Origin of the sequence: Streptomyces sp. NBC_01198 (assembly GCF_036010485.1) — a bacterium.
Taxonomy (GTDB): domain Bacteria; phylum Actinomycetota; class Actinomycetes; order Streptomycetales; family Streptomycetaceae; genus Actinacidiphila.
The window spans coordinates 7,051,379-7,071,276 of sequence record NZ_CP108568.1; the positions used below are offsets into that span (position 1 = coordinate 7,051,379).

Here is a 19,898-nt window from a genome sequence, read left to right on the forward strand (position 1 = left end):
CGTGGAGGAGGTGCGGGCGGCCGGCCGGGCAGCAGGTGGGGGGACGGCGGCCTTCGACGCCCTGCGCGCCCAACTGCAGGAAGCCGCGGCGGAGTTCGCCGACGGGCCGGACGCCCTCGCGGGCATCCTGCGCGGCATCGTGGACGACGTCGACCGAGCGCTGCGCGAGCCGCTGGAGATCTTCCCGGTCTGCCACCACTCGCCGGCCTCGGCCGCCGCGATGGCCCGGCGGCTGCGGGAGAAGCAGCCGAGGACCGTCTATCTGGAGCTGTGCGAGGACATGGCGCCGCTGCTGCCCGAACTGCGCAACTGCCGGCTCCCGGTGGCGGTGCAGGCCTTCGCCAGCGAGGTCGACGGCTTCCCACCGCAGTGGGCTCCGCTGTCGGTGGTGGCGCCGCTGACCGAGGCGTCGGCCGAATATCAGGCGATCGCCTACGCCCTGGACACCCCCGGTGTCGAACTGGTCCTGGTCGACCGCTCGTCCGACCATGTCTTCCAGTGGCAGAGCCGTGACGGCCAGGCCGCGGGCCCGGCCGGTCCTGACGCGGCACCCGAGGCGGCGCCCCCCGAGGAGGAGGCCGCGCTGCACGGCGACGCGGTCGGCGTGGAGATCGGCGACCTGCGGCCGCGCTTCGCCGAGTTGGAGGAGCACCTGCTGCGCCACGGCCGGGTGCGGCACTGGTCGGAGTGGTGGCACCAGTACGTCGAGCTCCCGCTCGGCGAGAGCGACAGCGACCACGACACGTACCGGCAGGTCATGCTGCTGATCGGCAGCCTGTTCCGGCGGCTGGCACCGGGTGACGCGGAGCGGGTCGCGGTGGACGAGGACCGCGAGCGGTACATGTGGACCAGGATGCGCGAGCACCTGGCCGCCGGCGGCGCCGATCCCGCGGACTGCCTCTACGTCTGCGGCGCCTTCCACGCGGCCAGCCGGGTGGCGGAGTTCGGCGTCCAGGGCACCGACACCTTCGAGATCACCCCGCGCACCGCCAGCACCTGGCAGTACGGCCTGATCCCGTCCAGCCACACGGCGATCGAGGCGCAGTTCGGCCTGGCCGGCGGCTCGGTGTCGATCGCGGCGACCCAGTGGGCGAAGAACCTCAGGCGCACCCGGGTACAGCCCTTCCGGCTGGCCGGGCAGGCGGGCAGGCGGAAACCGGCGAAGCGGGCGAGGGCCCAGGACCCGGCGCCCGCCGCGCCCGGCGGCGTCCCGGCCGACCGGCTCACCGGCTTCCTGCGGCGCCCGCCGGTGCTCGACCCGCTGGACGAGGCGGAACTGCTCGGCTGGTCCGTCGACATCGTGCGGGCCGCCCGCCGCAACGGCTACCTGGCCTCCACCGCGGACGCCATCGCGGTCTTCGAGACCTCGATCCTGCTGGCCGGCATGCGCGACCGGGCCAGGCCCACCCCGTACGACTTCCAGGACGCGGCGGTCACCTGCATCGAGAAGGACGCCGTGCCCGGGCGGCGCGACGTGCGCCGGCTGGTGGAGATCATGATGGGCGGCGACCGGATCGGGCAGGTCGGCTACGACGCGCTGCCGCCGCTGGCCCGCGACGTGCACGACCGGCTCGCGCCGCTCGGCCTCAGGCTCCAGCAGCGCGGGGTGCAGCGGGCGCTGCTCGACATGGCCGCCCGGCCGGAACTGGCCCGCTGCTCCGACGTGCTGTGGATGCTGCGCCGGCTGATGCCGCAGGGCACCGCCCGGCCGATCATGGGCGAGCGGCGGCTCGGCGAGAGCCCCATCCAGGAGTCCTGGGACGTCGCGCTCGGCACCCACCAGCGGGCGCTGATCGAGCTGGGTTACGAGGGCGTCAGCATCGAGCAGGTGCTGGAACAGCGGCTGCGGCGTGCCGCGTACGATCCGCAGGCGACCACCGCGGTGGTGCTGCAGGCCGTCGAGGACGCCACGCTGTATCTGCGCGGCCGCCGGCTCGCCGACGAGCTGGGCCGCCGCGCGCTGGAGGTGCTGGCGACCGAGCGCAGCGTGGACGGGGCGCCCGAGGTGCTGCGCCGGATACGCCGGCTGCTGGCCTTCTACCGCACCAGCGAGCCGGTGCTGCCCCCGTGGATCGCGTGCTTCGTCACCACCGGCTACGCGCACTACTGCACGCTGCTGCCGACCGCGTTCACCGACGAGGACGCGACGGCCGGGCAGGTCGCCGCCATGCTGGGCTTCCTGTTCAGCATGGAGGGCCTGGCGCTGTCGCTGGGCTGCGACCGCACCCAGCTGGAGCTGGCCTTCGCGCAGTCGCACCCGCAGGAGCCGGCCAGGGTCGCGCTGCTGTGGGCGGCGCGGGTGCAGCTCGGACAGCTGACCCGCGCGGACCTGCGGGCGCGCTGCGACGAGCTTTTGGGCAACCCGCTGGTGGTGCCGGCCTACCCGCGCTATCTGAGCGGCTTCCTGCACGCGCTCGAACCGGTGCCGCAGCTGGCGGACTTCGTCGTCGAGCTGGTCTCCACGGCCTTCGCCCGGCTGCCCGACCCGGTGCTGCTGCCCTGGCTGCCGACGCTGATCGGCACGCTGCGGGCCGGCGGCGCGGAACTGGCGCCGCTGCTGATCCGGGAGGCGGGGCGGATCTTCCCGGGCCGGCTCGCCGAGCTCGACGCCTGGGTGCCGCCGTGGGCGGCCGGACCGGAAGCGGTCACCGGCCCGCCCGCGCCGGCCGGCGGCGGGGGCGTCGCGCTGCTGGCCGCCCACCCGGCGGCCTGCGACGCGCTGGCGGAGCTGCTGGGCTGCGAGGGGACGTGGGCCGCGCCGGGCACCGGTGGCCGGGGCGTGGCACTGGCCGGCCGCCACCCGGACACCGCGGCGGCCCTGGAGGCGCTGCTGGGCGGCTGACGGCGCCCGCAGGGCCGCGGGGACGGTCCGGCGGGACCGGCACAATTCTGGGAGAGCGCTCACCGAGGGGCGGCGGGAAGGCCGCGATCTGGCACTATGTGCCATGTCGTTGCGATTCCCGGGGGGTGCCGTGCAGCCGGACGGCACCTCGGCTCCGACCGGCCGGGTCCCGCGCCAGGACCGGCGGACCCCGCGGACCGCCGGGACCGAGACCATGAGGGGGAGCCCGGTGACGCGCGAGGTGGGCCGGACGACGAGAGACCTTCGTCGGCACAATCGCACCTCCGTGCTGACCAGGCTCTACCTGCACGGGCCCGCCAGCCGCTTCGACCTGATGAAGGCCACCGGGCTGAGCTCGGCGACGGTCAGCAACGTCGTCACCGACCTGGTGGCCCACGGCCTGGTGGCCGAGGCGGGACTGCTGGACTCCGACGGCGGCCGGCCGCGCACGCTGCTCGAAGTGCGCCCCGGATACGCCCAGGTGGTCGGCGTCGACATCGGCGAGACCCACGTCCAGGTCGGCCTGTTCGACTGGACGCTGGACACCGTCGCGACCGCCACCTACCCGATGGACGAGGGCCGGCCGGAACCCGCCGTGCTCGCCGAACTGGTGCGGGCCGGCATCGAGGAGGTCACCGCGAAGGCCGGCGCCGACGCGGCCGCGCTGCTCGGCGTCGGCGTGGGGGTGCCGGGGGCGGTGCTGCCGGACGGGTTGGTGCACGCGCCGACGCTGGGCTGGTCCGACGTGCCCTTCGACATGCTGCTGCGCCCCCATGTGCCCGCGCCCCTGCACCTGGACAACTGCGCCCGCACCCTCGGCCAGGCCGAGATGTGGCGGGGCGCGGGGCGCGGCGCCCAGCGGGCCATCGTCGGGCTGCTGGCGGTCGGCGTCGGGGCGGCGGTCGCCACCGGCTCACCGGGCGGGGTGACCAGCACCACCAGCGAGTGGGGCCACACCGTCGTGGAGGCCGGGGGGGCGCTCTGCCGGTGCGGTTCGCACGGCTGCCTGGAGGCCTACGTCGGCGCGGACGCGATCCTGGAGCGCTACGGGCGGCTGGCCGGCGTGGCCGAGCCGTCCGGCGCCGGGCGCGGGGCCGCCGTCGGGGCGGACACCGAGGCGCGGCTGGCCGCGCTCGTCGCCGACGCGGGCCGTCCCGGCCCCGCCGCCGACACCGTCCGCGCCACCGCCGAATACCTCGGCATCGGGATCGCCAACCTGATCAACCTGCTCGGCCCCGACCGGGTGATCCTGTCCGGCTGGGTCAGCGCGGCCATGGGCCCGGCGATGCTACCCGCGGTCCGTGACGCGACGCGCCGCCACACCCTGGACTACCTGGCCGAGCGCACGGTCCTCGAACTGGGCCGGCTCGGTCCCGAGCAGGTCGCCCTCGGGGCGGCCACGCTCCCGGTGCACGGGCTGCTGACGGCGGGGGGGCGCTGAGCCCTTCGCCGCCCACGGGCTGAACTCCGCAGCCGACGGCGCAGGTTGGGCGGGCCGCCCGCCGCCCCGGGGTCCCACCCGGCGGTTGCCGGTGGGGAGTTGGGGGTCCGCTTCTCTTCCCTGAAGCCCGGCCCGGGGCCGCGTGCCCGGGCGGGCGGCCCCGCACGGGGGCAACTTCGGCGAAATTTGTTCGTCACGACCGTTGACCCCCCATCGGCTGCTACTTAGTTTAAGTCCCGTAAAAAGCGGCGGCCCGCCGTCACCCTCCCGCACCCTGGAGCACGTATGCCCTCCCAACCCGGCGACGGCCGGCTGTACATCGACGGAGCCTTCGTGCCCGCCGCCTCCGGACGCACCGGGGTGGTCGAGGAGAAGGCGACCGGCAAGCCGATCGGCAGCTACGCGCTCGGCTCGGCAGCCGACATCGACCGGGCTGTCGCCGCGGCCCGGGCCGCGCAGCCCGCTTGGGGAGCGCTCTCCGCACCGGAGCGGGCCGGCTATCTGCGCGCCTTCTGCGGGTATCTGGAGGCGCACTACGAGGAGTTGGTCGAGCAGAGCATGCGCGAGACCGGCGGAGTGCGGGCCAAGGCCGAGGACGAGGTCGGCACCAGCATCCGGCAGCTCGCGCTGTCGGCCGTGCAGGTCGGCGAGAGCGCCGGCGACATCCTGCCGCCGTACAAGGCGGGCAAGCTCTCGCTGTCCCGTGCGGTGCCGCTGGGCGTGCTGGGGCTCATCACCCCCTGGAACTACCCGATGAATCTGGCCATGCGTGCCCTGGCGCCCGGGCTGGCGTTCGGCAACACCGTGGTGCTCAAGCCCGCGGAGCTGACCCCGGTGATCGGCGGCCAGGTGCTCGCCGCCGCCGCGGACCACGCGGGCCTGCCGCCGGGCGTATTCAACGTCGTCACCGGCGACGGCCCCGACGCCGGCTGGCCGCTGGCCCGCCACCAGGGCCTGGACATGCTGGACTTCACCGGGTCGCGCGAGGTGGGCCTGGCCATCGACCGTGCGGCGGCCGGCGAGTTGCGCGACATCCGGCTCGAACTCGGCGGCAGCAACGCCTTCGTGGTGCTGGACGACGCCGACGTCGAACTCGCCGCGAGCTGCGCCATGATCGCCTCCCTCGAATTCCAGGGCCAGACCTGCATCAGCGCCAGCCGGCACATCGTGCAGCGCGCGGTGGCCGAGGACTACCTCGACGCGCTGACCCGGCGGGCCGCGGCCCTCACCGTCGGCGACCCCTTCGACCCCGGCACCGACCTGGGCCCGCTGATCAGCGCGGCGCAGCGGGACCGGGTGCACCGCGCCATCGTGGAGCCGTCACTGGCGATGGGTGCCCGGCTGGTGACCGGCGGCAGCTACGACGGGCTGTTCTACCGGCCCACCGTGCTGGCCGGCGTCACCGCGCGGATGCCCGCCTTCCGCGAGGAGATCTTCGGCCCCGTCCTGCCGGTCACCGTCGTCGACACCGAGGCCGAGGCCATCGCCCTCACCAACGGCCTGCCCATGCTGATGAATTCGGTCTTCACCCGGGACCTGATCCGCGGGCTGTCCGTCGCCGAGCAGCTGCAGGCCGGCGAGGTGCACGTCAACGACGCGCACGCACGGCACGGCGCCGAGAACCAGATGCCCGGCTTCACCCGGCGCCAGTGGATCGGCCTGCAGCGCACCCCCTTGAGTTTCCCCGACTGGGCCACCGCGCCCGCCGACGAAGAGAGCTGAGGACAACCCCATGAGCGTGATACCGAGAAGACGGCGCGGTGTCGCCGCCGTCGCGCTGCTCGCGGCCGGCCTGCTGGCCACGACCGCGGCCTGCGGGGGCGGGAGTTCGGACCGGAAGTCCGACGCGTCGGCGACCGGCGCGAGCAAGGGCAAGGTCACGCTGACGTTCTGGGACTGGGACCCGAACATCGACAAGGTGGTGGCCAAGTGGAACGCCGGCCACCCCGACATCCAGGTGAAGCTCTCCAACCCGGCAGGCGGCGACCAGCTGGTGGCGAAGATGATCACCGCCCACGAGGCCAAGAACGGTCCCGACGTCGCCAAGGTCGAATACCAGTCGCTGCCCGCGCTGGTGTCCAAGGGCGTCGTCGCCGACATCACCGGCTACACCAAGGACACCGTCACGAAGTACGACGCGGCCACCTTGAAGAGCACCGTCTTCCAGGGCAAGGTCTACGGCGTCCCGCAGGATGTCGCCCCGCTGATGCTCTTCTACCGCACAGACCTGTTCGCCAAGTACGGCCTGAGCGTGCCGAAGACCTGGGACGAGTTCGCGGCCGAGGCCAGGACCGTACGCAGCAAGGCCCCCGCGTCGTATCTGACCAACTTCGACGCGGCCGACCCCGGCTGGTTCACCGGCCTCGCCCAGCAGGCCGGCGCCAACTGGTGGTCCACCAGCGGCGACTCGTGGAAGGTCGACATCGCCGACGCGCCCACCAAGAAGGTGGCCGGCTACTGGCAGGGCCTGGTCGGCGACGGCAGCATCGCCAAGAACCCCTCGTTCTCGCCGCAGTGGAACAAGCAGATGAACGACGGCACCCTGCTCAGCTGGATCTCCGGCGCCTGGGCGCCGGCCCAGCTCGGCGGCATCGCACCCGCCACCAAGGGCAAGTGGGCGGTGGCGCCGTTGCCGGCCTGGACCGCGGGCGACCCGGCCACCGGCATCTGGGGCGGCTCGGCCACCACCGTCACCACCGACTCCGAACACCCCGCCCAGGCAGCCGAGTTCGCCTCCTGGCTGAACACCGACGACGCGGCGGTGACCGAGCAGGTCAAGCAGATCAACGTCTACCCGGCCGCCACCTCGGGCCGTTCGCTGCCGGTGCTGCAGGCGGCGCCCGCGTTCTTCCCGAACCAGCCGGACTTCTACGCCGAGGTGAAGAAGGTCGCCCCCGCGGCCCGCTCCTTCCCGATGTGGGGTCCCGACGTGACCGTCACCTTCACCGGCTACACCGACGGTTTCAGCAAGGCCCTGCAGTCCGGCGGCTCCTTCGCCGGGGCGCTCGACAGCATGCAGAGCGCCACCGTCGCGGACATGAAGAAGCTCGGATTCACGGTCGGCTGATGGCACGCACCACGACGACCGCGCGCAGGACCGGCGGATTCCCGTATCTGCTGGTCCTGCCCGCCGTGCTGCTCTTCGCCGCCTTCGTGGTGGCCCCCGGCGGCTACGCGCTGCTGCTCAGCTTCCAGCGCCGCAAGGTCAACGGCGGCCTGCTCGGCGGCGGCACCCACACCGTCTTCGCCGGCCTGGCCAACTACCGCGACGTGCTCGGCGACGCCGACCTGTGGTCCGGCGTGCTGCGGATGCTGGCGCTGGGCGCCGTCACCGTGCCCGCCACGGTCGTCTTCGCGCTGCTCTTCGCGGTGCTGCTCGACCTGGAGCGGACCCGGCTCAAGCGGATCACCCGGCTGACGATCTTCCTGCCCTACGCGGTGCCCGGCGTGATCGCCTCGCTGATGTGGGGCTTCCTCTACCTGCCCGCCACCAGCCCGATCGGCGGCGACCGGGTGGACTTCTTCGGCCAGGTGGCGGTCTACTTCTCGGTCGGCAACGTCGCGGTGTGGGGCGCGGTCGGCTTCAACATGATCGTCATCTACACCGCCCTGCGCGCGCTGCCCGCCGAACTCTTCGAGTCCGCCCGCCTCGACGGCGCCTCGGAGTGGCAGATCATACGCCGCATCAAGGTGCCGATGGTGCTGCCCGCGGTGGTGATGTGCACGCTGTTCACGGTGCTCGCCGCACTCCAGGTCTTCAACGAGCCCAACACCCTCAAACCGCTGTCCAACGCGGTGTCGTCCACCTGGGTGCCGCTGATGAAGATCTACGACGACGCGTTCGGCAACTCCGACATCTACTCCGCCGCCGCCACCTCCGTCGTGCTGACCGCAGCCGCCCTCGCGGTGTCCTTCGTCACCGCCCGCCTCATCCAGTCCCGGGTCCAGCAGGAGGCCGCATGACCGCCACGGCCGGCGTCTCGGCGCCGCCCCGCGACCGTACGACCGCGTCGCCCGCGGCCTACCGCCCGCGGCGGATCGCGATCCTGCCCACCACCGCCCTGGTGCTCGGCGCGCTCTACTGCGTGGTGCCGACGCTGTGGATCCTCGTCGCGGCCACCAAGTCCCGCACCAAGCTCTTCTCCACCGACACCTACACGCCCTCCCTCGACCTCGGCATCGTCCACAACATCCGCGACCTGTCGCACTACCAGGGCGGCATCTTCTGGCACTGGATGCTCAACAGCTTCTTCTACGCCGCCGTCGGCGGGCTGCTCGCCTCCCTGGTGTCCGCCGCGACCGGATACGCGCTGGCGAAGTACGAGTTCCGCGGCCGCGGCGCGCTGTTCAACACCATCCTGGCCGGGGTGCTGCTGCCGCAGATCGTGCTCGCGGTGCCGCAGTATCTGCTGCTGTCCAAGGTCGGCCTGACCGACAGCCTGATCGGGGTGCTGCTGCCGCAGCTGTTCAACCCCTACGGCATCTACCTGTGTAAGATCTACGCCCAGTCGGCCGTCCCCGACTCGCTGCTGGAGGCCGGGCGGATCGACGGGGCGGGAGAGGGGCGGCTGTTCGTCTCGGTGGGACTGCGGCTGATGGGGCCGGGCCTGGTCACCGTCTTCCTGCTGCAGTTCATCGCCATCTGGAACAACTTCCTGCTGCCGTACGTGATGCTCACCTCCGACGACAAGTTCCCGCTCACCGTGGGCCTGTACAGCCTGCTGCGGCACGGCGCCGCCGAGGCGTCGCTGTACTCGCTGGTGATCACCGGGACGCTGCTCTCCGTCCTGCCGGTGATCGCGCTGTTCCTGTCGTTGCAGCGCTTCTGGCGGATCGACCTGGTGACGGGAGCCCTCAAGTAGGGGACCGCGACTCGCGCCTGTGTCCGGCCCCGACCCTGTGCGGGCTTGAAGAGTCTTCACTTCTTGAAGCCCGCACAGGGGATTGACTGCGCTCCCGTGCGAGGAGTTAATTCCTCTGCATGTGGGAGCGCTCCCACTCACCCCGGAGAGCGCTCCCCTGAACGGCACCCGCGCCCGCCTGTCAAGGAGCCCCCACATGACCGCACGCGTCCGCGCACGTACCCGTACGCTCACCGTCGCCGCGGCCACCGCCGCCCTGGCCGCCGTCACCGCCGCCGTGCCCGCGCACGCCACCGCGCCCGGCCACCACCCGGCCGCCCCCACCACGCTGTTCACCCCGCCGGCCAACCCGGACGCGAACGCGCAGATCCTGGACCTCGTCAGGCACTGGCAGCTCAAGGACGCCGCCGGCCTGCTCGCCATGACCCTCACCCCGCAGGCCGTCTGGTTCGACGGCGGCGCCAGTCCCGCCGACACCCGCACGGCCGTCGACCGGACGGTCACCGCGGCGGCCCGCCGGCACGCGCTGCCGGTGCTGGCGCTCTACAACATCCCCGGCCGCGACTGCGCCCAGTACTCCGCCGGCGGCGCCGCCGACACCGCCGAATACCAGGCCTGGATCGACGCGGTGAAGGCCGGCGTCGGCAACCGCCCGGCCGACATCGTCCTGGAGCCCGACTCGCTGGCCCTGGTGCCCTCCGACTGCGGCATGGACGACGCCCAGGGCACCAGGACCGCCGAGCGCTACGACCAGATCCACTACGCCGTGGACGCGCTGGAACCGCTCTCCGGCACCAAGGTCTACCTCGACGCCGGCCACAGCGGCTGGCACAGCATCAACGACATCGTGCCCCGGCTGATCGCCGGCGGTGTCGACGACGCCAGCGGCTACTACCTCAACGTCTCCAACTACCGCTCCGACAGCGAGATCGCCTGGTACGGCAAGCTCGTCTCCTCCTGCCTGGCCTACGTCTCCACCGGCGGCAGCGCGGCCTCCTGCCCCAACCAGTACTGGCCGGTGAACGACGCCCAGGCCTGGCTGGACGCCAACGTCCACACCGCGCCCTCGGCGATGAAGCACTTCGTCGCCGACACCAGCCGCAACGGCCAGGGCCCCTGGACCCCGCCGGCCGGCGTCTACTCCGACGCCCAGGACTGGTGCAACCCGCCCGGGCGCGGCCTCGGCGCCCGCCCGACGCTGACGACCGGCGACCCGCTCCAGGACGCCAGGCTCTGGGTCAAGATCCCCGGCGAGTCCGACGGCCAGTGCACCCGCGGCACGGCGGGCCCGGACGACCCCGAGCGCGGCTACCAGGACCCGGCGGCGGGCAAGTGGTTCCCGCAGCAGGCGCTCGAACTGGTCCACAACGCCCACCCGCCGCTCCTCCCGCACTGAGCCGCCCCGCCGGTCCGCGCCGGGCCGTCCGCCGCCCCGCCGTTCCCCGCCCCGCCGGCCCGTGCTCCGCGCCGCGGGCCCGGCGTGCGGGGTGCGGGTGGGGCCGGTGTGACGTTTTCCGCGACCAGCACGCTGTGAGAAGCAGGACCGTGCGCCCGAGGGCGGCGCGCGGTCCGCCAGCGAGCGGAGGGGGCCGGCATGTCGGGAGGGACGCACCGGTCCGCTCCCGGCGCACCCGCGGGACGCCGTACCGCTCCGGACCGGGTGTGACACCTGTCGCGGTCCGGGCGCTGTACCTGTCGGGACGGCCACCCCGCGGGGACCACCGCCCGGGGGGTATGGGCACGATGCGCGGTGCCGTGACGTACGAAGAGGAAACGGTGGTCGGTGCCGGTGGCCGGCGGCGCGCCCGGGCGGACGACGGGACGCTGGGCCGCGCCGTGACGCGCGCCCGCGACGGCGACGAGGCCGCCTTCGGCGTCGTCTACCGCGCGCTCCAGCCGATGCTGCTCGGGTACGTCCGCGGGCTGGTCGGCGACGACGCCGACGACGTGGCCGCCGAGGCCTGGCACGACATCGTGCGCGACCTCGCCGCCTTCCACGGCGACGGCGCGGCCTTCCGCGGCTGGGCGGCGACGATCGCCAGGCACCGCGCGCTCGACCACCTGCGCAGGATCGGCTCCCGGCCGCGCACCACCGCGCTCGACGCCGTCGCGGCGGAACCGGCCGCCTCGCCCGACTCGGCGGGCGTGGCGCTGGAGAACCTGTCCACCGCGCGGGCCCTGGCGATGATCGCGGCCCTTCCGCCGGACCAGGCGGAAGCGGTACTGCTGCGGGTGGTCATCGGGCTGAGCGGGCCCGCGGCGGCCGAGGTGCTCGGCAGGCGCCCCGGCGCCGTCCGCACCGCCGCGCACCGCGGGCTGCGCCGGCTGGCCGAACAGCTCGCACCGCCCCGCAGGCTCGGGGCACCGGACGCGGCGGGCGCGGGCGAGCGGGACTGCGACGACGACAGGGAGGTGTGAGGTGCGCGGTGGCAACGAGCCGGCCACGGGCCGGGAGCGGACGGACATCGAGCGGCTGGTGAAGGCGGCGGCCGCGGGCGAGCAGGGCGCGCCGGGCGACCCGCGGTGGAGCGCTCTCCTGCGGGTGCTGACCGCCGCTGCCCGTGGCGCCGCCGTCGATCCGGAGCGGGAGCAGGCCGCAGTCGTCGCCTTCCGGGCGGCCACCAGCGCCAGGGCAGGCCAGGACGGCGGTACGGCGCGGCGCGGCGTACGGGCCCGCCGGCGCGGCCGCCCGCTCCGGTCGGCGCGGGCCCTGGCCGGCGGTCTCGCGGCGGTCTTCGCGCTCTGCGGTGTCGCGGTCGCCGCGGGCACCGGCGTCCTGCCCGCCCGCAGCCACACCTCCCACAGCGGCCCGCCGCCCGCCCCCGCGGCCCGTACGGCCGCCCCGGCGCCCGGGCCGAGCGAGGCCGCGCGGGAGACCGCCCGCCCCGCCCCGCCCGCTCACACCATGCCCCCCGCCGCCACGGCCACCGCCCCCGCCGGCGGTCCGCCCGGCCATTCCCGGGCCACCGGCCCGCACGGCCGGTCGCCGGCCCTGGTGCGGGCGCTGTGCCGGCTGTATCTGGCCGCCGGACACGACGGGCGCACCCCTCCGGCCCGGTTGACGGCCCGGCTGCAGCGGGAGGCCGGCGGGAGCCGGCGGATCACCGCCTACTGCCGCGCCCTGCTGCCGGCCCCGCCCGTCGCCACGACACCCGGCGCGACGACGAAACGGCCCTGACCCGGCGTGCGGGCACGGCCGCGCACACGCCCCATCGGGCAGAGTGTGCGGCATGCTGCCGGAGATCCCGTCGCCGAACGACCCGCACGTGCGTCACCTGCGGGCGATGTTCCTCGCCGTCGTCACGGGGAGCTTCCTCTTCCTCATTCCCTGGATCGCCTACCTGTCGGTGAGCCTGCCGAACCACCGGACGGTCGGCAACTGGCGCTGTGCCTGGGTCGGTTTCGACGCCGCGCTGATCGTCGCCATCGGCATCACCGCGCTCTGCGCCTGGCGCCGGCTGCAGATCTTCATCCCCTGGGCCGTGGCGACCGCCACGCTGCTGTGCTGCGACGCGTGGTTCGACATCGTGCTCGACTGGAACAGCGGGGACCTGACCAGTGCGATCGTGACCGCGGCGGTCGCCGAACTGCCGCTCGCCGCGCTGCTGTTGTACGCCGCCAGGAAGATGATCCGGCTGACGCTGATCGTCGCCCTGCGCCGGGCGGGCCACAACGGCCCTGTCCCGCCGCTGTCCCGGCTCTCGCTGGTCATGCTGACCGAGCACGGGGAGCAGGGGGTGCACGAGGAGGAGGGGGAGCGCGACCGGGCGGTCGGCGGCGGTCCACGGAGCGAACACGGCCCTGACCGCCGCGCGCCATGATCTGGTGCGCGGCCCGGCCGCCCGGTAAGATCTTTCCGCAAGTTGCAGCGCGGCGGACCGCGTTGGACCATGACGGGGAGCGCCGATGACGACCGCACCGACCGAGCCGGCCTATGACGTGCTGGTGGTCGGTGGCACCGGCGTCGACACCATCGTCATGGTGGACGAACTGGCGGTGCCGGGCGGCGACTTCCTGCTCGTCCCGCCGATCAGGGACTACGTGGCGCACACCGGGAACGGCGTGGCGCTTGGCTTCCACGCGCTCGGCCTGGTCACGAAGTTCATCGACTTCCTCGGCGACGACCCGCAGGGCCGGCTGATCCTGGACCGCTACGCCGCCACCGGCCTCGACTTCAGCCATCTGCCGGCGCCGGCCGGCACCCCGCGCAGCGTCAACCTGGTCGACCGGGAGGGGCGCCGCTTCTCCTTCTACGACGGCCGCCACCCGCACGACCTCAGGCTGCCCCGCGACTTCTACCTGCCGTATCTCGAACGGGCCCGGCATGTGCACGTCTCGCGCGCGCAACTCGCGGAACCGGTCTTCGCCGACGCCCTGCGGCTCGGCCGCACCGTCTCCACCGACCTGCACTCCTGGGACGGCGAGGACAGCTCGGCGCACCCCTGGGCCTACGGCGCCGACCTGGTCTTCCTCAGTGCCGCCACCGTCGGGGAGCGCATTCCCGCGGTCATGCGGCAGATCCTGGAGCACGGCAGGGCCTCCCTGGTGGTGGCCACCGACGGGGCGGCCGGCTGCCATGTCATGGAGCGCGGCGACAACCGGCCGCGGCGATTTCCCGCCGTCGTGCCCGAACGCCCCGTGGTGGACAGCAACGGAGCGGGCGACGCCTTCCTCACCGCCTTCCTGCACAGCCGCTTCCGCGGTGCCTCGCTGGAGGCCTGCGTGCTGGCCGGATCCGTCTCCGGCGCCTACGCGTGCGGCAGCCCGGGCACCCACGAGGAGCTGATCAGCGCGGCGGCGCTGGCGGCGGCCGTCGAACGCGCGGGGCACACCGCCCCGGCGCGCCCGTCGTCCGTCGGCTGACCCGGGCCCGGCGCGTCGGTGCGCCGGCCGACGCCGGCGACGGGCGCGGCGCCGTCAGCCCGCCTCGATCCGCCGGATCGCGGTGTCCAGCGCGGCGTCCTGCGACATGTAGACCTCGCACACCGGGTCGCCGCTCGGCGTACGGGTGTGGTCGATCTCCCACAGGCTCAGCTCGCTGCCGTCGAGCAGCAGGAACGCGTGCTCGTACAGCGACCAGGACACCTGGCGGCCGGCCACCAGTGCCGTCCTGCGGGTGACGATGCTGATGTCGTGCGCGATCGCCGCGCGCAGCCGGCTGCCGACCTCGCTGCCCGGCGCACCGGCGTTGGCCGCTCTGCGCAGCAGCCGCCTGGCGTGCTCGGCCGAGTCGCCCTCGGTGTAGGCGCGCCGGAGAGCGTTCTCCCGGCCCGGTGCGAGCAGCGCGTCGAGGTCCTCGGCGGCCGGGTCCTGCCGGAGGCCGTCACGCGCGTCGTACGGCATCTCCTGCGGGCCGGTCGAGCCGCCGAAGGCCGTGTCGACCTCCCACTCGGCCAGCGTCAGGCCCTCCTGCTCGGTGAAGACCGAGCGGTGCGGCAGCGCGTCGGGGCCGGTGTCGTGCTCCAGCTCCCACACCACCCGTACGCTGCCGTCAGGCAGCAGGAAGCTGTGCCGGAAGGTCCGCCGGTTCAGCCGCCGCGGCGGACCTTTGGTGTGACGGCACGACTGGAGCCCGCAGTGGTGCATCAACGCGGAGCGCACGGCGTTCAGTTCGCGTGCCGCGGCGGCGCCGTTGTCCGCCCTTTCGAGCAGCCGGGCCAGTTGGTCCCCCGGCGCACCGCCCGAGCGCTCGGGTTCTGCCGTGTCCGCGCCGTCCACGTCCATACGGTCCTCCCGCCCTCCGCCGTCCGCAACCCGCCCGGCGACTCAGGGTAGTAGCGCCGTCGCCGATTGCGCCCGCGAACGACGACATTTCCGGGCGTGCGACCGATTTTCACGCCCCCTGCCGCGCGGCTCAGCTCCCCGCGCGCCCCGCCGACCACAGCAGCGCGCCGCGCAGATGCGCGCGGAAGCCGGGGCCGGCGTAGGCCGACGCGGCGTGCCCGAGCGCGGTGCAGAACGACCGGCCGGCACCCACCCGCCGGCACCAGACCAGCGGATGGTCGGCCCCCATCGTGCCGCCGGTGACGTACGCCCGCAGGGCGTGCCGGGCGTCGTCGTCAAGCACCTCGCCGGTGGGGGAGAGGAAGACCACCGCGGCGCAGCCCTGCCCCAACAGGCGCGCCAGTTCCCCGGGTTCCTCGGTGTGCCGCACCGGCAGGCCCTCGGGCGCGGCGAGTTCGGCGAGCGCGGCCGCACCGGCGCCGATCGAGTCGTGCCGGTGTCCGGCGGTCGCGCTGAACACGGCGACATGCTGGGGCATGGACGACTGTCTCCTCTACGGCTGTACGGCGCTACGGTCCTGCCGAGATTCCGAGCCACGGCTCCACGGCGAGCGGATCGGTCGCCCGGCCGCCGCCGTGGCCGGCGCTCACGGCGAGCCGGCCCCGCGCCCCGGCCGAGGGGGCGGCCCCGCGGGCCGGTCGGTGTCGCGGGCGTCCCAGCGGTTCATCGCCCGCCGCAGCGACCGCGTCTCGGCGAAGCCGAGCCGGGTGGCGACGCGTTGGCCGGATTCGGCACCCGAGCGGCGCAGGCCGGCCGAGCGCTCCCTGCGGACGGTGTCGAGTTCGGCCCGCCATGTGGTGCCGGCCTCGGCGAGGCGGCGCTGCAGGGTGCGCGGGCTGACGGCAAGCCGGTGGGCGGTGCTGTTCAGCGACGGCCGGCCGTCGGCGAGTTGCGCCAGGATCGCGGCCCGCAGCCCGGGCAGCGGGCCGGCGTGGCCCCGCCGCGGCGGCGGGAAGGCGGCGGCGGACCGCTTGATGATCGCGGCCAGCGCCGGATCCGCGGTGACCATCGGCAGTTCCAGGTCCCTGCGGTGCAGGGTGATCGAGTCGGCCGGGGCGCCGAAGTCGACCCTGGCGGTGCCGAAGCACTCGGCGTGCGCGGTGGTCCGTCGCGGTGCCTGGTGGGCGAAGGACACCCGGGCCGGCGAGAGCGCTCTCCCGGTGCCGTGCCGCAGCTGCCCGGTGAGCACCGCGAGGACGAACTCGGCCACCACGCCGCGCAGCTCGTCGTCCGGGCGCAGGATGTCGTAGGTGACGGTGACCTCGTCGCCTGACACCTCGGTGGTGAGTTCGGAGTTGCTGCTGACGAGATACACGTGGGCGGCACAGAGCGCCAGGCCGTCGCCCAGGGTGGGCGCGGTGCTGACCAGATAGTCGACCAGGTCGAAGAAGCCGTGCCGGTACCGCCTGGCCGCCAGCAGGCCCGCGTCGGTTCGGCCGGTGCGCTGCAGCACCTGGCGCCACAGCCGGAAGGTGCCGGCCGACGGCGTCCGCGCGGTCTCCGGGGCGCGCAGCACGGTCGGCAGCCCCGCGGCCCGTACCAGCGATTCGGCCTCCGCGGCGTTCCGGGCGGCGGCCCTGGCGATGAATCTGGGCACCACGACGCAGTCGGTCAGCGCGGGGGTTGCCGCCGGCTGGTTGGCGGGCGGCGGGTCGGATGACAGCATGCCAGGCACCTCGGCAAGTCTGCGGTCTGCGGCGGGTCCGCGGCAGGTGGGGACGGACAGGGGACAGCCGGTGCGCGCCGCGCGGGGGCGCTCCCGCAGCCTACGCCCGGGCTGGCGCGTTCTGTCCGCTGCCTGGCGCGTTGTGTCCTCCCGTGAGCGAACCGTCCGGTCCATGATCGGGGCAACGATGCTCATGGGTATCGGGTTCGCCCGCGCGGGGGAGGTGCGGCGACACCAGGGGGAGGGTGCCGGCGCGGACGGGTCACCGTTCGCGCCGGCGAAGGCATGCCGCCCGCGCACCGCGCACCGCGGTCCGCGGGCGGCCTGGCGCCGTGCGCCGTGCTCAACTCCGGCCGCTCGCCCAGTGGCTCCGCCCGAGGCTGATGATCTGCATCCGCAGCCGGGCCGCACGGGTGATCTCCCTGCGGACCGCCGGGTCGTCCTCCGGCGCCTCCATGATGGCCGCCGCCGTCATCACCATGTGGTCGACGTACAGCCCGGCGAGCACCCGCAGATCCGCCGGGCTCCAGCCCGCCGACGCCGGCTGCGGCGCGAGCCCGGCCGCCACCTCGTCGGTGAAGCGGGCCAGTTCCGTGGCGATCGCCGTACGCACCGCCCGTACCCCGCCGTAACGCTCCCGGGCGATGAAGCGGATGTGGGCGCGGTGGTCGTCCACGTAGGCCGCGGTGATCGCCACCGTACGGTCGATCAGCTCGTCGGAGTCCTGGCCGCCTGCCATCGCGTCCCTGATCACCGTGTGCAGGCTGCCCAGGGCCTCGCCGACCAGCGCGACGCCGAGCGCCGCCATGTCGGGGAAGTGCCGGTAGAAGGCCGCCGGGGCGACCCCGACGGCGCGGGTGACCTCGCGCAGCCCCAGGCTGCTCAGGCTCTGCCGGTCGAGCAGCCGCAGCCCGGCGTCCAGCAGCGCCTGGCGGGTCTGCTCCTTCTGGGCCTGCCGGATCCCCGATGTGTGACTCATGTCATTCAGTAAACAGCTGTTCGCCCACCATTGCCAGGGTAGGGTCGAACTCAGTGAACATCTGTTATCCGAAACCTCAACTCCTCGGAGGTGCAGCCGACATGAGTCTCGTCGTCCTCCTGCTGGGCATCGGCGTCGTGATGGGCGCCAGCGCCCACATCTCGCTCACCGCCTTCACCGTCGCGTCCGCCGCCATCGCCGCCTGGCTGCTCGCCTTCGCGGTACGCGAGGCCGTCGCCCGGCACCGCGGCTGACCGGCAGCCGCGACGCGGACGTACGCGCCGCGATCGGCCCCGAACCGTCCCCGAGCGTTCCTGGAGAGGAAACCGTGAACACCGCAGCCCACCCGGCCCCGACCGGCACACCGGCCGCGCCCACCCGTGACGCCGACGGCATGGCCGTCGCCTCCTTCCTGCTCGGCCTGCCCGGCCTGCTGGTCCTCAACCTGGTGCTCGGCCCCGCCGCGATCGTGCTGGCCCTCTCCGCGCTGTCCCGCGGCACCCGCCGCCGCGGCCGCGCACTGCTCGGCCTGGCGCTCGGCGTCGCGGCCCTGGCGATCCAGGTCGCGCTGACCGTCGCCGGCCACGGCGTGCTCTGGTCCTTCACCTGACGGGCCCCCAAGAGGTTGCCGGAGCCCGGCATGACGAAGGCCCGGCCGATCGGCCGGGCCTTCGTCATGCCGGGCTCCGGTCAGCTCAGGTCGATGCCCGGGTAGAGCGGGAAGCCGGCCAGCAGGTCCGACGCCCGCTTGGCGACCTGGTCGGCCACCGCCGGGTCCAGCACGTGGTGCGCCTTGGACAGGCCGCCCTTGGGCGCCGCCGCGGCCGTCGTCCCGGACAGCACCGCGTGGATGAGCCCGCCGATCTCGTCCATCTCCTGCACGCCGAGCCCGCGGGTGGTCAGCGCCGGGGTGCCGATCCTGATGCCGGAGGTGTACCAGGCGCCGTTCGGGTCCTGCGGCACCGAGTTGCGGTTGGTGACGATCCCCGCGTCCAGCAGCGCCGCCTCCGCCTGCCGCCCGGTCAGGCCGTAGCCGGACACGTCGATCAGCACCAGGTGGTTGTCGGTGCCGCCGGTGACCAGCTTCGCGCCCCTGCTGAGCAGGCCGTCGGCCAGCGCCCGCGCGTTGTCCACGATCCGGTGCGCGTACGCGCCGAACTCCGGCCGGGAGGCCTCGGCCAGCGCCACCGCCTTCGCCGCCATCACATGCGGCAGCGGGCCGCCGAGCACCATCGGGCAGCCCCGGTCGACATGCTCGGCCAGCGAGTCGTCGCACAGCACCATGCCGCCGCGCGGGCCGCGCAGCGACTTGTGCGTGGTGGTGGTGACGATGTTGGCGTGCGGCACCGGGTCGAAGTCGCCGGTCAGCACCTTGCCCGCGACCAGGCCGGCGAAGTGGGCCATGTCGACCATCAAGGTCGCGCCCACCTCGTCGGCGATCTCCCGCATGATGCGGAAGTTCACCAGCCGGGGGTAGGCGGAGTAACCCGCCACGATGATCAGCGGGCGGAACTCGCGGGCCGTGGCGCGCAGCGCCTCGTAGTCCAGCAGCCCGGTCTCCGGGTCGGTGCCGTAGCTGCGCTGGTCGAACATCTTGCCCGAGATGTTCGGCCGGAAGCCGTGCGTGAGGTGGCCGCCGGCGTCCAGCGACATGCCCAGCATCCGCTGGTTGCCGAACTCGGCCCGCAGTTGGGCCCAGTCCTGCTCCGACAGGTCGTTGACCTGCCGTACCCCGGCCCTGGCGAGCCCCGGCGTCTCGACCCGCTGCGAGAGCACGGCCCAGAAGGCCACCAGGTTCGCGTCGATCCCCGAGTGCGGCTGCGCGTAGGCGTGCGCGGCGCCGAAGACGTTGCGGGCGTGTTCGGCGGCCAGCGCCTCGACGGTGTCGACGTTGCGGCAGCCCGCGTAGAAGCGCCGCCCGATGGTGCCCTCGGCGTACTTGTCGCTGAACCAGTTGCCCATCGCCAGCAGCACGGCGGGGGAGGCGTAGTTCTCGCTCGCGATCAGCTTGAGCATCTCGCGCTGGTCGGCGAGCTCCGCGGAGATCGCGTCGGCCACCCGCGGCTCGACGCCGCGGATCACGTCGAGCGCGCTGCGGAAGGCGATCGACTCTGTGCTGTACGGCTCTGCTGCCATGGAGGTCCTCCGGTCGTCGGCTACGGGACGGCCCAGGCGCACGGCTCCAGTGATCACGACGAGCCGCTCCCCGATGGTTGACCCCATCCCAGCGCGCCAGTCACGGCTCACGCCGACCCTATCAATCCCGGAGGCGCGCCCTCCCCGCGCCGGTCGCACCGGCGGGTGGCCAGGGGAGCCGGGCCGCG

The 19,898-nt window shown here is 74.0% G+C and carries 18 protein-coding genes and 1 riboswitch; of the genes, 13 read left to right on the forward strand and 5 right to left on the reverse strand.

Annotated elements, in window-relative coordinates; all coding sequences use genetic code 11:
• The first annotated feature begins 1 nt into the window (after position 1).
• From OG702_RS31295 to OG702_RS31345, 11 genes are all read left to right on the forward strand, one after another.
• A complete protein-coding gene (locus OG702_RS31295; RefSeq protein WP_327293442.1) occupies positions 2-2,842 on the forward strand; it encodes a hypothetical protein in 2,841 nt (946 codons plus the stop codon).
• 286 nt (positions 2,843-3,128) lie between these two features.
• Positions 3,129-4,283, forward strand: a complete 1,155-nt coding sequence (locus OG702_RS31300) for an ROK family transcriptional regulator (RefSeq protein WP_327292307.1) — start codon at positions 3,129-3,131, stop codon at positions 4,281-4,283.
• 285 nt (positions 4,284-4,568) lie between these two features.
• Positions 4,569-6,005 carry an aldehyde dehydrogenase family protein gene (locus tag OG702_RS31305; RefSeq protein WP_327292309.1) on the forward strand — a complete coding sequence of 479 codons (1,437 nt, stop codon included), beginning with the start codon at positions 4,569-4,571 and terminating at the stop codon, positions 6,003-6,005.
• 10 nt (positions 6,006-6,015) lie between these two features.
• The gene (locus tag OG702_RS31310) at positions 6,016-7,350 is read left to right on the forward strand and encodes an ABC transporter substrate-binding protein (RefSeq protein ID WP_327292310.1); all 1,335 of its coding nucleotides are present in this window, start codon (positions 6,016-6,018) and stop codon (positions 7,348-7,350) included.
• Positions 7,350-8,246, forward strand: coding sequence for a carbohydrate ABC transporter permease (locus OG702_RS31315; protein WP_327292311.1), 897 nt, complete (start codon positions 7,350-7,352; stop codon positions 8,244-8,246). Before OG702_RS31310 ends, OG702_RS31315 begins: the two co-directional genes overlap by 1 nt.
• A complete protein-coding gene (locus OG702_RS31320) occupies positions 8,243-9,145 on the forward strand; it encodes a carbohydrate ABC transporter permease (RefSeq protein ID WP_327292312.1) in 903 nt (300 codons plus the stop codon). The genes OG702_RS31315 and OG702_RS31320 overlap by 4 nt, the downstream gene beginning before the upstream one ends.
• A 196-nt stretch (positions 9,146-9,341) precedes the next feature.
• Entirely contained in the window at positions 9,342-10,541 is a 1,200-nt protein-coding gene (locus OG702_RS31325; protein WP_327292313.1) for a glycoside hydrolase family 6 protein, read from the forward strand.
• A gap of 347 nt (positions 10,542-10,888) precedes the next feature.
• Entirely contained in the window at positions 10,889-11,563 is a 675-nt protein-coding gene (locus OG702_RS31330; RefSeq protein WP_442814621.1) for an RNA polymerase sigma factor, read from the forward strand.
• 1 nt (position 11,564) lies between these two features.
• Positions 11,565-12,323, forward strand: a complete 759-nt coding sequence (locus OG702_RS31335; protein ID WP_327292315.1) for a hypothetical protein — start codon at positions 11,565-11,567, stop codon at positions 12,321-12,323.
• Between the two features lie 52 nt (positions 12,324-12,375).
• Positions 12,376-12,966: a hypothetical protein gene (locus OG702_RS31340; protein ID WP_327292316.1), complete on the forward strand. Its 591-nt coding sequence runs from the start codon at positions 12,376-12,378 to the stop codon at positions 12,964-12,966.
• An 85-nt stretch (positions 12,967-13,051) separates the two neighbouring features.
• Positions 13,052-14,008 (forward strand): carbohydrate kinase family protein, encoded by a 957-nt coding sequence (locus OG702_RS31345; RefSeq protein ID WP_327292317.1) that lies wholly within the window; start codon positions 13,052-13,054, stop codon positions 14,006-14,008.
• Between the two features lie 54 nt (positions 14,009-14,062).
• Here the strand turns inward: OG702_RS31345 and OG702_RS31350 are convergent, their stop codons facing one another.
• The 4 genes from OG702_RS31350 to OG702_RS31365 all read right to left on the reverse strand — a co-directional run bounded on the left by OG702_RS31350 (position 14,063) and on the right by OG702_RS31365 (position 17,574).
• Positions 14,063-14,869: a DUF6227 family protein gene (locus OG702_RS31350; RefSeq protein WP_327292318.1), complete on the reverse strand. Its 807-nt coding sequence runs from the start codon at positions 14,867-14,869 to the stop codon at positions 14,063-14,065.
• 130 nt (positions 14,870-14,999) lie between these two features.
• Positions 15,000-15,407, reverse strand: coding sequence for a ThuA domain-containing protein (locus tag OG702_RS31355; protein WP_327292319.1), 408 nt, complete (start codon positions 15,405-15,407; stop codon positions 15,000-15,002).
• A gap of 108 nt (positions 15,408-15,515) precedes the next feature.
• Positions 15,516-16,595: an AraC family transcriptional regulator ligand-binding domain-containing protein gene (locus OG702_RS31360; protein ID WP_327292320.1), complete on the reverse strand. Its 1,080-nt coding sequence runs from the start codon at positions 16,593-16,595 to the stop codon at positions 15,516-15,518.
• A gap of 343 nt (positions 16,596-16,938) precedes the next feature.
• Positions 16,939-17,574 carry a TetR family transcriptional regulator gene (locus tag OG702_RS31365; RefSeq protein ID WP_327292321.1) on the reverse strand — a complete coding sequence of 212 codons (636 nt, stop codon included), beginning with the start codon at positions 17,572-17,574 and terminating at the stop codon, positions 16,939-16,941.
• 101 nt (positions 17,575-17,675) lie between these two features.
• On the opposite strand from OG702_RS31365, the gene OG702_RS31370 reads away from it, so the two are divergent.
• Positions 17,676-17,828, forward strand: coding sequence for a hypothetical protein (locus OG702_RS31370; RefSeq protein ID WP_327292322.1), 153 nt, complete (start codon positions 17,676-17,678; stop codon positions 17,826-17,828).
• Positions 17,829-17,902: 74 nt separating this feature from the next.
• A complete protein-coding gene (locus OG702_RS31375; RefSeq protein ID WP_327292323.1) occupies positions 17,903-18,184 on the forward strand; it encodes a DUF4190 domain-containing protein in 282 nt (93 codons plus the stop codon).
• 80 nt (positions 18,185-18,264) lie between these two features.
• Here the strand turns inward: OG702_RS31375 and OG702_RS31380 are convergent, their stop codons facing one another.
• Entirely contained in the window at positions 18,265-19,710 is a 1,446-nt protein-coding gene (locus tag OG702_RS31380) for a glycine hydroxymethyltransferase (protein ID WP_327292324.1), read from the reverse strand.
• A gap of 23 nt (positions 19,711-19,733) precedes the next feature.
• A riboswitch (ZMP/ZTP riboswitch) is annotated at positions 19,734-19,824 on the reverse strand.
• Between the last annotated feature and the right edge of the window lie 74 nt (positions 19,825-19,898).